The sequence below is a fragment of the Vibrio nitrifigilis genome, from assembly GCF_015686695.1.
GTDB classification, from domain to species: domain Bacteria; phylum Pseudomonadota; class Gammaproteobacteria; order Enterobacterales; family Vibrionaceae; genus Vibrio; species Vibrio nitrifigilis.
Genome location: NZ_JADPMR010000001.1, coordinates 1930961 through 1944215, shown reverse-complemented (window position 1 = coordinate 1944215; position 13255 = coordinate 1930961). Strand labels below are relative to the sequence as shown.

Annotated in this window: 13 protein-coding genes and 1 pseudogene; 11 read left to right on the top strand and 3 right to left on the bottom strand. The window is 42.0% G+C overall.

Going from position 1 to position 13255, the window contains the following annotated elements; translation table 11 throughout:
• Window positions 1–11: 11 nt before the first annotated feature.
• Window positions 12–1148, top strand: a complete 1137-nt coding sequence (locus tag I1A42_RS08675; RefSeq protein ID WP_196123235.1) for a glycerate kinase — start codon at window positions 12–14, stop codon at window positions 1146–1148.
• 174 nt (window positions 1149–1322) lie between these two features.
• Here I1A42_RS08675 and I1A42_RS08670 read toward each other — a convergent pair whose 3' ends face one another.
• Window positions 1323–2732 (bottom strand): family 43 glycosylhydrolase, encoded by a 1410-nt coding sequence (locus tag I1A42_RS08670; protein WP_202436554.1) that lies wholly within the window; start codon window positions 2730–2732, stop codon window positions 1323–1325.
• 544 nt (window positions 2733–3276) lie between these two features.
• Between I1A42_RS08670 and I1A42_RS08665 the strand changes: the two genes are divergently transcribed.
• Window positions 3277–3627: a putative quinol monooxygenase gene (locus I1A42_RS08665; protein WP_161158477.1), complete on the top strand. Its 351-nt coding sequence runs from the start codon at window positions 3277–3279 to the stop codon at window positions 3625–3627.
• Between the two features lie 73 nt (window positions 3628–3700).
• Here the strand turns inward: I1A42_RS08665 and I1A42_RS08660 are convergent, their stop codons facing one another.
• Window positions 3701–4591: a LysR family transcriptional regulator gene (locus I1A42_RS08660; protein ID WP_196123234.1), complete on the bottom strand. Its 891-nt coding sequence runs from the start codon at window positions 4589–4591 to the stop codon at window positions 3701–3703.
• 175 nt (window positions 4592–4766) lie between these two features.
• Here I1A42_RS08660 and I1A42_RS08655 point away from each other — a divergent pair, with 175 nt between their 5' ends.
• The 8 genes and pseudogenes from I1A42_RS08655 to I1A42_RS08620 all read left to right on the top strand — a co-directional run bounded on the left by I1A42_RS08655 (window position 4767) and on the right by I1A42_RS08620 (window position 10670).
• A complete protein-coding gene (locus I1A42_RS08655; protein ID WP_161158475.1) occupies window positions 4767–5960 on the top strand; it encodes an MFS transporter in 1194 nt (397 codons plus the stop codon).
• A 127-nt stretch (window positions 5961–6087) separates the two neighbouring features.
• On the top strand, window positions 6088–6288 hold the full coding sequence (nqrM, locus tag I1A42_RS08650) for a (Na+)-NQR maturation NqrM (RefSeq protein ID WP_161158474.1): 201 nt from the start codon (window positions 6088–6090) through the stop codon (window positions 6286–6288).
• Between the two features lie 131 nt (window positions 6289–6419).
• Window positions 6420–6839: a bleomycin resistance protein gene (locus I1A42_RS08645; RefSeq protein WP_161158473.1), complete on the top strand. Its 420-nt coding sequence runs from the start codon at window positions 6420–6422 to the stop codon at window positions 6837–6839.
• 40 nt (window positions 6840–6879) lie between these two features.
• A pseudogene (locus I1A42_RS08640) lies at window positions 6880–7413 on the top strand (GNAT family N-acetyltransferase).
• Window positions 7414–7534: 121 nt separating this feature from the next.
• Window positions 7535–7993: a YehS family protein gene (locus I1A42_RS08635; RefSeq protein WP_196123233.1), complete on the top strand. Its 459-nt coding sequence runs from the start codon at window positions 7535–7537 to the stop codon at window positions 7991–7993.
• Window positions 7994–8256: 263 nt separating this feature from the next.
• Window positions 8257–8829 carry a histidine phosphatase family protein gene (locus I1A42_RS08630; protein WP_161158471.1) on the top strand — a complete coding sequence of 191 codons (573 nt, stop codon included), beginning with the start codon at window positions 8257–8259 and terminating at the stop codon, window positions 8827–8829.
• A 140-nt stretch (window positions 8830–8969) separates the two neighbouring features.
• Window positions 8970–10073 carry a mechanosensitive ion channel family protein gene (locus I1A42_RS08625; RefSeq protein WP_196123232.1) on the top strand — a complete coding sequence of 368 codons (1104 nt, stop codon included), beginning with the start codon at window positions 8970–8972 and terminating at the stop codon, window positions 10071–10073.
• Window positions 10074–10157: 84 nt separating this feature from the next.
• Entirely contained in the window at window positions 10158–10670 is a 513-nt protein-coding gene (locus tag I1A42_RS08620) for a Ppx/GppA phosphatase family protein (RefSeq protein ID WP_196123231.1), read from the top strand.
• A gap of 127 nt (window positions 10671–10797) precedes the next feature.
• Here the strand turns inward: I1A42_RS08620 and I1A42_RS08615 are convergent, their stop codons facing one another.
• The gene (locus I1A42_RS08615) at window positions 10798–11700 is read right to left on the bottom strand and encodes a LysR family transcriptional regulator (RefSeq protein WP_161158468.1); all 903 of its coding nucleotides are present in this window, start codon (window positions 11698–11700) and stop codon (window positions 10798–10800) included.
• A gap of 253 nt (window positions 11701–11953) precedes the next feature.
• On the opposite strand from I1A42_RS08615, the gene I1A42_RS08610 reads away from it, so the two are divergent.
• Window positions 11954–13054 carry an alkene reductase gene (locus I1A42_RS08610; RefSeq protein WP_196123230.1) on the top strand — a complete coding sequence of 367 codons (1101 nt, stop codon included), beginning with the start codon at window positions 11954–11956 and terminating at the stop codon, window positions 13052–13054.
• The last annotated feature ends 201 nt before the right edge of the window (window positions 13055–13255 follow it).

The window sequence follows — 13255 nt, the reverse complement described above, 5'->3', positions numbered from 1 at the left end:
TGGAGAGAAAAATGAAAATTGTTATTGCACCCGATTCGTTCAAAGAAAGTTTGACTGCGTTAGAAGTCGCCAACAGCATAGAACGAGGCATCCGTAAAGTGATTCCTGATGCTGAGATTGTAAAGGTACCAATGGCTGATGGCGGCGAAGGAACGGTGCAATCTTTAATTGATTCTAGCCAAGGAACATTGCGTACTGAAACCGTGCTTGGCCCTACTGGTCAAGATGTGGCGGCAGAATACGGTTTGATGGGCGACGGTGTAACCGCTGTGATTGAAATGGCTTCTGCGTCGGGCATTCATCTTGCGACGGGTGAGTTACGCAATCCACTCAAAACGACCAGTTATGGTACTGGCCAGTTGATTAAAGCGGCATTAGATTTAAATGTTAAACACATCATTCTTGGTATTGGTGGTAGTGCAACCAACGACGCAGGTGTTGGTATGTGCCAAGCGTTGGGGATCAAATTCCTTGATGAGCAGGGTGAAGAGTTAGGTTTCGGCGGTGGTGAACTGAATAAGTTAGCTAAGATCGATTTATCTGCGCTTGACCCTCGTTTGGCTGATATAACGATTGATGTTGCCTGTGATGTGAATAACCCGCTGTGTGGTCCTACAGGTGCATCGCATGTGTTTGGTCCGCAAAAAGGGGCAACACCAGAGATGGTCGAAACGTTGGACGCTAACCTCAATCATTTTGCTGATATTGTGCAGCATCAGCTTGATGTGAATGTGAAAGATGTACCTGGAGCTGGTGCGGCTGGTGGTCTTGGGGCCTCTCTATATGGATTGTTAAAAGCAACCATGAAGTCGGGGATTGATATCGTTGTCGAAGCGGTTCAACTAGCGCAAGCTATTGAAGGTGCAGATGTTGTTATCACTGGTGAAGGCCGTATCGATAGCCAAACGATTCACGGTAAAACACCAAGTGGTGTTGCTAAGCTATGCCAAAGTGTCAATATCCCAGTAGTCGGTGTGGCTGGATGTTTGTCACAAGACTGTGGTGTTGTGCATGAACACGGCATCGATGCGGTATTTGATGTCGTTCCTGGTGCAACAGATTTGGCGACAGCATTAAAAGATGCAGCGGCTAACCTAGAACTTACCGCGCGTAATATCGCTGCGATGATGGTGCTATTTAAGCGTTAATTATTGCTAATAATGAATGGGCGTCTTGCTATACAAGACGCCCATTTTTTTAATAAAAAGGAGAGTTAAGCAACACTAACCTAACTCTCAAACGTCGTTACTACTGCTAGGAACGAAATGGAATTGCGAGCCCTCTAATCACAGTAAGTAGCGGGGGGATTGGTTTACCATGAGTTAGTATGTTGGCCAACCATCAGAATCCCAGTTCAATTTACTAATGAGCATTTTCGCGATACCACTATCATCAGCGTCATAAGCGTGTCTGATGATGACGTCAGTATTTAAGATATCCTCACCGCCAGGACCAACCCAACGATCGTTACCAGAGTCGAAGATCTCAACATTACCATCTAGCATTTCATCGCCATCTTTATTGACATATGGACCTGTGATGTATTTTGAGCGGCCATAAGCAATTTGATAAGTACTATCAACACCTTGGCAACAAATACCAATCGAAACGAACAAGTAATAGTAGCCTTGACGGTAAATGATACTTGGCGCTTCAATGCCACCAGAACGATAGGCAAGGTCATACAGGGGACCAAATGGTTTCATTGTTTCAGGGTTAATACGGGTGAGTTTAATCCCTGAGAACCATGAACCAAAGACTAACCAAGGTGAACCATCACGAGCAACAACCAAATCTGGGTCAATCGCATTATAGTCGTCATCGTCTTCTGTGGTATTGATGACCATACCGTCATCTTCCCAGTCCCCACCTGCGATACTGTCTGTCGAGGTTAAACCAATCGCAGATGTGTTGGAGCCGAAGGTAGAAATGGCGTAATACATCCACGCTGTACCGTTATAGAACTTAATATCTGGCGCCCATACGTTCAAACCGTCATTGTCTGGCACATAAGTTGTCCACCAGTCCAATCCATCAGCGAAGATGTTTTCAGCAGTAAACCAAGTTAATGCATCTGTTGAATACTTGCCTGCAATCCCTGTATCACTGGTTTGGAATTCCCACCAGATACCATCTTCATAAGTTAATGTTGGATCGTGAGTGACTAAGCTACCCGATAAATCCCAGTGGTCAGTATCACCACCGGTTTCGGAAGGGTCGTAAGGTTCTGATTCTACCGCCTTGGTTTTGTCTAATGTCCACAATTGGGCATCGTTGGCAGTGTAGGTCCATTGGTCAACATTGGCACCATTAGAGGTATCGAAGTCATAGAGGTCTAGAGCTTTGCCACTGCTTACGTTGACAAAACTGTAATAGCCGTCATTCTCTTCGATTGTCCATAATTGGCCAGTTTCATGATGGAATTCCCATTGATCAACATTGGCGCCGTTATCGTCGGAAAATTCATACACTTCAAGCGCTTTGCCACTATTTAAGTTAATAATGGCATATTGGTCATCACCTTGGTTAGTGATGAGCCATTTTTGACAGTCGTAACCTGTTGATTCCCAGACACCAACGTTATCCCCATCATCTTCTAGACAGCTGGTTGTTTCCAATAACTTACTGCTGTATTTGGAGGTGATTGTATACACCCCATTATCTAATGCCATCGCAAACGGGGTGGTGAGCACCGCAGTGGATAGCAATAAACCCTTATATATTGTTTTCATTGTGTTTCCCTTGTATAACTCGTTTGTATTAAATTAGCTAAAATAAAATGATTAAATTTTTTATTATTTTTAAAATAATATTCCTTATTTATTTAACAGAAAGTGATTCTTTTCATAATAAATCAATAAATTCATATTAACTGAGATGATGATTCAATAACTTTATGATTAATATGTACTTTAATATCAAGTTTATTTGAATGTGGACATGTCGCGTCCTAGCATAAGACGTTAATTTATCTATATTTAATTATTTTATTATATAAAAATATTATTTTTATCGGATATCGTTTCTTATATTTGTAGGTATTTTATGCAAAATAAATGTATTAGAGTATTAAATTACAATATAAGCTGGAATAGTGATCGCTAATATGGATATCACTCAGGGATAACTGCGAATATATTCTCTCTGAAACAGCATCTTCAGGTTACTAGGGCATAACCGAATCAATATCACAACTTTGACTGCAATGTGTATGGGATTACAATCAACTCGATTACCATCAGCACCGCTTAACAACGAAGATTAGAAGGAAACGTTATGTCCAGTCGAGTGTATGTATTCGCGCAATTCAAACCTAAAGAAGGTAAAGAAGCGGAGTTGTTTGAAGTATTGAAAGCACTAGAACCGGATGCTCATCGCGAAGAAGGGTGTGTTCAATATACGGTGACTCGCCAAATTGATCACCCAAGTGCCACGCGTAACGATTATCCAATTGTATTCAATGAAATTTGGCAAAATGCTGCTGCGTGGGCTGCCCATGGTCGTCGTAAGCAGATTCAGCAATTCTTTGAGACTCAAGTTGCGGCGGAAACGGGTTTAGTTGTAGACGCTAAGGTCACCGCTTATACCGATGAAGGTTACGATTACGACGCGCCAGTGTTTGAATAGATATCTCATCTTAATAACGATCCCGCTTGATGATTCAATCGCATCAAGCGGGATTTTTTATGTTTGATGATGACTACAGAGCCGCTTCTTGGCTGTTCACTTGATCCAATACGAAGTCACGAAAAGTTTGGTTGGCTCGTGATAAGTAGCTGTTTTTTCTCCATGCGAGACTCACATCAACTTCAAAAGAATCTGCAAAAGGACGAGTGATAATTTCATCGTCGTCTTGAATGGCGACCTGCCACATTGGAGAAATGGCATAACCACGCCGTATCACGGTTTTTATCAGTGGCAATAGGTTACTGGTAAACGCGATTTTTGGTTTGATATTTTCTTTGCGACTGATCCTATCAAGGAGTAGGTGGTGATAATAGCCACGGCGAAATAGGGCTAAATCGTGCGATAGGAAATCGCTGTACTCTATCTCTTCTTTTTCTGCGAGTGGATGATCCACCGCCATGCACACTACCATTTTTTCACGAATTAGCGGGCCGCTATCAAGTTCAGGTGTTAAGTCCTTACTGGCCACTACACCAAGTTCGACTTCTCCCTCCAATAACAAGCGCTTGATGTTGCGCGTACCCGTATCCAAAATATTCAGTTCAATGTTGGGGTATTGATGACGAAACGCCATGAGTAGCGGTGGAAAGTAATAGGAACCCAACATACTGGGTACGGCTAAGTCTACTTGTCCATGGTCTAGGCCTTCTAATGCTTGCATCGCTAACTTTGCGTCATGAGCTTGGCTTAATACTTGTCGGGCATGGGGTACAAACTTCTGACCCGCAATCGTCAAATCTATACCACGATCTCGGCGATTGAAGAGTGGCATATTCAATTCTTGTTCAAGCTTTTTAATGCTGCTGCTTATTGCAGGTTGGGCAAGGTTCAGTTCTCGAGCAGCAGCTGAAATTGAGCCGTGTTCTACCACTGTGACGAAATGACGCAGTTGTCGAAGTTCCATATGAAAGCGTTTAATCCTTGTTTTTTGTGATTTGTCAATAGCAATGATTAGGGTATAAATTTTATCGATGGATAAGATAAATACAACATATTTTATTTATTGTTGCATGCTGGTTATTCTTTGCTTTGTAAACAGTCGAACTTTAAACCCTTTGAATAATTTATAGTCTAGAGCAGTGAAAAATTTATCCCATTACACCCGTTTTGTTATTTGTGTTTGTTTATTCTCCGTGATCACTTTTGCCAACATTTATTGGCTGCAACCACTGCTACCAGTCTTAAGAGCAGACTTCGGTGTTAGCTCTTTGGCCGCTAACTTCGCCATGTCAGCACCTCTACTGGGAATGGGTGTTGGATTAGTTGTTTTCGCCAGTTGGTCTGATGCGGTTGGGCGTTGCAAAATATTGCTGGGTGGAACGGCAATCGGCTTAGTCTTATCTCTTGCTTTACCTTTGATTTCAAATTACCCACTTTTTCTTACGGTGCGGTTTCTCCAAGGTGTCTTTTTAGCGGTAACGCCCGCGTTAGCCGTGCCTCTTCTTGGGGAAGAGTTACGTAAAAGCTGGCTTGCCGGCGCAGTGGGCTTTTACATTGCATCTAATACCTTAGGTGGATTATGTAGCCGACTGTTAGGTGGAATTAGTGCAGAACATTTTGGTTGGGAAAATGGTGGATTTGTTATCGCGGGTTTAACGGCTGTGCTCTACGGTGTGGTGTATTATCTGTTGCCGCAACAGCGTCACTTTAAAAAGACCGAACTAAAATTAGGCAAAAGTATCAAAGCATTTGGCCATCATTTAAGAAAACCCCAATTATTGGTTATTTACCTTCTCATATGCTTAGCGTTTGGTACGTTTGTTAATCTATCCAATTACTTAATGATGGTGTTAAGTGACTATCCATATCATTTACCGAGTGATATTCGTAGCTTCATGTTCTTAACCTTGCTTGGTGGCACCATGAGCTCTTCGTTGGCGGGTAAATTCGCGAAAAAGCACAGTCAAATTGCTGGTATTTCTGTGGGTATTGGCATCATGCTGCTGGCAAACTTTTTAATGAGTTGGGCTAATTTATACACCATGATTATTGGTATGGTATTGGTATCATTCGGTTTTTTCTTCTGTCACGCTCAAGCCAGTACTTTAGTCGGCCGAACGGCGACAAAATCAAAAGGAAGTGCGCAAGCGCTATACAGTCTGTTTTATTATTCAGGTGCGAGCCTTGGTGTGTTCTTGCTTGAGCCTTTCTATCGCAGCATGGGGTGGCAAGGTGTATTAGGAGCAACACGTATTGCATTGGCTATTTGTATTGCGTGCGTTGTGATGTATCAATGGCTGGGGGCTCATCGTCATTCTCACGTGACATCTTAAGTCTGTTGTAAATTCTCACTGCAAGAGCATCGAGAAAGGCAAACCGTATTGTGTTTGCCTTTTTTTAGTTGCTGGTAATTAGCATATGCTATAAACTTTGGCGTAATTGATGATGACGGAGGTTACTATGGTTTATCTGATAACATTTTTGGTCTTTCTCGCGGTAATAGCGCTGATGGCGATCGGTGTATTGATGAAGAGAAAGAGTATCAAAGGGAGTTGCGGTGGGTTGGCTACCCTAGGAATTGAACGTGAGTGTCAGTGTGAAGATGTTTGTGATGAGCATCGCCAATTGTACCAGATACAAGAGCCCACGAAATCTTGCTGAGTTATAAAGGTGGTTTTCCACCTTTTTTCTATTTATCAATATCTTAATATTTTATTTAATAGAAATTCCCCTCGTCATTGTCTGCAAAAATAAGTAGGATGAATGGTCGAGTCATCAAAAGAGAAACAGAAATGGAAGAGTATTGGAATCCTATGGTACCAGAGCTATCTGTCACGGATTTTACGCGCTCAATGCAGTTTTATTGTGATGTGCTTGGTTTCTCGATTCGCAATCAAAGAGATAACCCACACTTTGCTTATTTAGTGTATGGGCAAGTCCATATCATGTTAGAAGAAATTCATGCTCAGGGTTGGAATACAGCAGATCTTACTTATCCGTTAGGGCGTGGGGTAAACTTTCAAATCGAGCTTGAAGACATTACACCCGTATATGAACGACTTGTCGCTGCTAATTGCACCTTGTTTCGCTCTATAAGCGATACCTGGTATGACACTGGCGCAATGCTATCGGGGCAGCGAGAATTTTTGGTTCAAGACCCAGATGGCTATTTATTACGATTTAGCCAGTATCTTGGTGAAAAACGAAAATAGGCGTGTGAATAGTTGTAATAGAAACTAAAAAGGAATTCATGTGTTCAGTTTAAAGGTCGATAACGAAATCAGTTTGGCGTTGGTGCAACCTTCATTTGCTCCAGAGATCTATCGTGTTGTTAGTGCTCAAGTCGAGTATTTGAGCCAATGGCTGGCATGGCCACAAAATGCGTATGGTGAAGAGTTTTTTCTGAGTTTTATTAAATCTTCACTACAAGATTACGCAGAAGGTAAGTCTTTAACCTGCTCAGTATTTTACCAAAATGAGTTGGTGGGCAATATTTCCTTTAATGCTATTCATCGTTCATTAAAGAAAGCCGAAATTGGCTATTGGTTGAGTCATGACTGGCAAGGCAAAGGTATTATGACGCGTGCAGTCTAGAAAATGATTGCCTTGGCATTTGAACAATACGGTTTAGAAAAAGTAGAAATTCATGCCGCAGAAGGAAACCAGCCGAGTCGCGCACTGTGTGAACGTTTAGGTTTTACCCTTGAGGGGGTAATTACAAACGCAGAAAATCTTAATGGGCGTATCGTTAACCATGCAGTGTATGGGCTGTTTAAAAATAACTAGCGATTGATGTGTTGGATCGGTAGAACGGATAGAGATTGGGCTTCATCAATAAGTTTGCTATTATCGCCGCACTCCAGAAATCACGTTGATTATGCTGGCTTACCTAAGATCAGGATCCATTTTGAACAATAATGACGTTTTGCGTCTTGTGCGCACCACTTTTAATTTAAAAGATAAACAGATCATTGCCATCTTTGCCCAAGCAGAGACAACCGTAACGCCGGAACAAGTCCAAGCGTGGCTGGCAGATGAGAGTGCAAAAGGCGCGAAGAAGCTGAAAGATGTCGAACTTTCTACATTTCTTAATGGGTTCATCAACCAAAAACGTGGTAAGCGCGATGGAGAGCAGCCAAAGCCAGAGGCTAATCTTACCAATAATATGGTGTTTCAAAAATTACGTATTGCATTGAATTTAAAAACAGAAGATATTTTGAATATTTTTGAATTGGTGGGGGTTGAGCTGACTAAATATGAACTCAGTGCATTTTTCCGCAAGCCAGATAATAAGCACTACCGTCCTTGCCCTGACCAGATTTTACAAGATTTCTTAACCGGGGTTGAAGGGCAGCGTTTGCTGTAATGCATTGCAACCGAAATGAAGAGCGTCGCCATTGAGCGGCGTTTTTTTATTCACTTTGGTGACTATTTATTGGTGATGGACCAAGGGTTTGTTAATCTAAAGATAACCCCAAGATGGTAAGTTTATTCACACCGATGTGGTGTGACTGATTTTCAGCGTAGCGATCACTCTATCTTCACATTATCGCTTTGCCTAAGAGCGAAACCATTCTTGCTGAACAGCATCTTGAGTAACTTCTAGTCATATAAGGAGAAATAATAACGATGGCTAAAACATTTTACCTCATGCGTCATGGACAAACCCTGTTTAATTTACGTCGAAAAATTCAAGGTTGGTGCGATTCGCCACTGACAGAAAAAGGTATTACTCAGGCGGAATCGGCAGCAAAATTTTTCGCCAATATAGATATCGACCACCTTTATAGTTCAACCTCTGAACGTGCTTGTGATACTGCAGAAATTGCCACACAACATAAAATGCCTTATGAGCGTATTAAGGGATTGAAAGAAATCAACTTTGGTACTTATGAAGGCGAAAGTGAAGATTTACACCCAAATGAGCAGATGCGGGAAGATTATTATCTGCAATTTGGCGGTGAATCTAAAATACAGGTTCGTGAGCGAGTAGTACAAGCGTGTACAGACATAATGGAACGTCCTGAGCATGAATGCGTTTTAGCCGTATCGCACTCGGGGTCTTGCAAGCAGTTTTTGATTCAATGGAACGACAATTATCGTGAAGTGATTAAAAATGGCATACCTAACTGTGCCATTTTTCAATATACCTACGAAAATAAGCAGTTCAAATTTGTGCGTATGATCGATGTGACTCAATAGGTTAGAAATGAATACTCTGCTTTATTTTCTGTACTGTCGGAATAGTAAGTTGTGAACAGTTAGGTCAATATTGGGTGAAATTATGCCCAATATTTGGCGCTCAATTTGATTAATATTTGTTCGTTGCGTACGCTTTTAATATGCAATTTGATCCGAATCTATATTTCTCAACCTATCCGATCCTATCAGCAATCGCACTCGTCGTCGTTGCTTTGCTGGTGGGCGCACTCGCTCGCTGGTTACTCTTGCTATTTTTTAAGTACAATACTGCTAAAGAAAACACACCACTAGAGCGCGACCGTTTACTTTTTAAGTCATTACAACGTCACTTGAAAGGTCGGTGGCTATTGTTTATTCCCGGAATACTTTTGCATATCAGTGTCGGCTGGTTGGCCTTTTCCCCAGAAACCATAGATAGAATTCGCCAAGGATTACAGATTGTTATCATTATTTCGATCGCGCTCATTATCGCTCGTTTGGTGAATGTGGTTGAAGACATGCTTTATCGTCGCTACGATATTTCTCCCGCTGATAATCTCAAAGCCCGTAAAGCTCGTACGCAAATTATGTACATCAAAAAGGTTGCGGTCGTGATCATCTCGATTATCGCGACCGGATCGGTGCTACTTAGTTTTGATAGTGTGCGTCAATACGGTACCACGATTTTAACCGGGGCAGGTGTCGCTGGGATTATTATTGGTTTCGCATTGCAAAAAACCTTAGGTAATCTTTTTTCTGGTATCCAAATCGCCTTTACTCAACCATTTAAAATTGACGATGCAGTGGTGGTTGAAGGGGAGTGGGGTTGGATTGAAGAAATTAACCTCACTTATGTCGTAGTCAAAATCTGGGACCTGCGCCGATTGGTGTTGCCGATTACCTATTTCACTGAGCATCCCTTTCAAAACTGGACTCGTACTACGGCTCAAATACTGGGCGCAGTGACCTTATATGTTGACTACACATTACCTCTTGAACCATTACGCAAAGAGTTTGATCGGGTACTCGATGGTTGTGACCTTTGGGATAGAGATGGCAAAGCATTTCAGGTGACGGACTGCTCTGAGCGAACTATGACGATTCGTCTACTCATGACGGCAAAAAACTCACCAACGGCATGGGATTTACGCTGTTTGGTGCGTGAGGCAATGATTGATTTTATTCAACAACACTATCCCACTAGCTTACCCCGTGTTCGAGCTGAAATAGATGAACATGCGTTTCCTCTGGTTAAGCCTGATTAAATCGCGTTATGTTGCATGAATAGCAAAGTGCAGCTTATCGAAGTGCTAAAATAAAAATCGAACTTAATCAATGGGAAAAGTTAGATGACATTAATAGGTGCGCCTCTTGAGAACTATGCGCAGCAGCATAGTGATTCTGTCGTTATGTCGATAGGGGGCGATGAAACTGAATTTCTTTTCACTGCACAAGATAAGGCAACACGTGTTGTTATTCCTGTGGGATATCAACTCGTCGCGAAACGCTTTTTTACACAAGAGCCGCCAACTACCGACGAATTGGAATATGCGATTAACTATATTGAAGACGAAATCATGAAAGTTGCAGCGAATATTCCTCATCTCGGGGTTGAGTGGGTAACGAATTTAGCGTTTGTCCGCTCTTTTGCCATGCAATGTTTCGTCAAAGAGGCTGAGACTATGGTTCTAAACCGTGTCGATTTAGAACGTCTGTTCGGTGAATACGCAGAAATTATCACCGGGCGACCGCCACGTTCTTATGAACCTGATATATCGCCAGTGTTTTATGCGCAGTTATTGATTTTTCGTGAATATTTTCATCACCTTAAATTCGAGCGGATCACGATCATTTCAAAATGACATTACCCCAGTTTATTCCTTCGTTATAAGGAAAGGCGCGCTAATAATAGTGATGCTCGATATGCTTTACACCCAAGTAACCTCAAGATGAAGTTTCAGTATCTTGAAGTTGTTTGGGTATATATATTCAATCAATACCTTGCTGATCGATATAGGCTTTAATCGTGTTAAGTACATGGGTTACCCGAGTAGGGGTGTAATCTCGTTTTGGTAACAGAGCACGTACCATACGTTGTGAATCAACCGTATAGTCAGGAAGCACACGAACTAATTGGCCGGATGAGAGTTCATCGCAGATAGACCAAGATGATTTCGTGGTGATGCCCGTGCCTTCAACGGTTAATTGGCGCAAAAAGTCTCCCGTATTACAGGTTAATACTGCTGATAAAGGAACGCGAGTTGGCTTTTGCTGCTTATCAAATAATGTCAGAAACTTTGCGTGTGGATAGCCCAAACATTGATGTTGGTTAAGTTGACCAATCGTTTGGGGAGCACCATTTTTCTCAATATAACTGGGCGATGCAACTAAAATGCGCTTGTCAGCGAAAAGGTCAATGCTGTCAATATGGGGTTCGAGATCTCCTCCCACTCGAAAACAAATGTCGATTTCTTCTTCAACAATCTTACTTAACTTATCTTCCAAAATAAGCTCAATGGTGAGCTCTGGGTGGGTCTCCATTAATAACTGCACTGGCTTGAGTAAAAAAATTCTAGCAAATGAATGAGGCGCAGTGACACGAACCAAGCCTTTTAAATTGCTTGTATCGTCAGGATCGGTATCAGAACGACTAATGAGTTCGCTTAAATCTAACAGTTGTTCAACGTAGCGAACCATTTGATGACCTTCTTCGGTCAATTTGATGTGTCGAGTTGACCGAATAAACAGAGTTTTACCTGTCATAGATTCAAGGCGTTGCATGCGAGTGGTCACAACTGCAGGCGAATAGCCTAAGCGATCACCTGCTTCACGAAAATTTAGAGTACGGCTTATGGTTAAAAATAGTCGTAAATCCGAAATATACTCCACCATATTATTAAGAAATCCCAAATACAGACTTAGTGATATTGTCCATTATCAATATATGCAAAATTAATTACACTAAAACTTACTTATTCATACGATTAAATGGGCTTAAGTTCAAAGATAACGGCATATATCGACGAATTCTTGTCGTTATCATTTTGATTTACTTATTACATTTAATGGTATGAGTGTGAAAAGACAACAGTCGCTGGCTATGTGAATCCATCTGTTCGGCTGACTCATCCAATAAGGTAAAAATATGAGTAATTTATTTGAACCACTCACTTTTGGTGAGTTGAATTTAAAAAATCGAATTGTATTACCGCCAATGACTCGCTGCCGATCAGCGCAGCCGGGTAATGTTCCGACGCAATTAATGGCGGACTACTACGCCCAGCGCACCTCAGCGGGGTTGCTGATTGCTGAAGCCACACAAGTGTCTGAAGATGCGCAAGGGTATTCATTTACTCCCGGCGTGCACTCTCATGAGCAAGTCGACGGTTGGAAGAAAGTGACCCAAGCGGTGCATGATAATGGCGGCCAAATCTTCCTACAAATGTGGCATACCGGTCGCATGTCTCACAAAACGTTTCACCATGGCGAAGCTCCATTGGCTCCTTCTGCAATTCCAACGCCAAAAGGGATTGGTGTTTGGATTGCTAATGAAAATGGTATTGGCGGCCAAGAGCATGAATGTACACCACCAAAAGAAATGACCATTGATGATATTCATCGTGTACAAGATGATTTTGTTAAAGCAGCTCAAAATGCAAAATTGGCTGGGTTTGATGGGGTAGAGTTGCATGGCGGCAATGGTTACCTCATCGACCAATTCCTGCGTAAAAGTTCTAACCAACGCACGGATGAATATGGTGGCTCTCCTGAAAATCGCATTCGATTTGTCACTGAAATTTTGGCTCGTTTAGTCGATGTCTTTCCGCCATCCAATATATGTGTTCGCTTTGCTCCGCATAATCAAGCTCGCGGTATGGATGATCCTGATACGCCAGAGACTGTTCTTTTGGCAATGAAAAAAATGGCAGATCTTAATATTGGTTTTGTCCATTTTGCTGAGGTGGATTGGGATGCAGAACCTGATGTCCCTGAGGAATTTCGCGCACTCGCTCGCGCTATTTTCCCTAATATGATTATCGTGGCAGGTAACTACACCAAGGAGCGGGCTGATTGGGTATTAGATAAAGGTTACGCCGATTTAGTGGCCTTTGGCCGTCCGTATATTGCTAACCCCGATTTACCTTATCGTTTAGCTAATAATCTCGCGCTCAACGAAGTGAAGAGTGACAACCTCTACGGTGGAACCGACATTGGTTATACCGATTATCCTCGCCTCGACCAATAGAGGCGATTACGACGCTTTTGCGACGCGATTACGGGGACAGGCACTGTTAGTCGTTTGATAAATCAGTTTCTTCTTATAAGGACAGGCACTATTAGCCATTCGTTAAATCAGCAGCTTACTAAGAAGTAAGCTGCTTTTTTATGGTTTGGTTATTGTGTCTGTCCCTATTAGAAAATTTAAAATTCTGGGTATGTAAAAGTG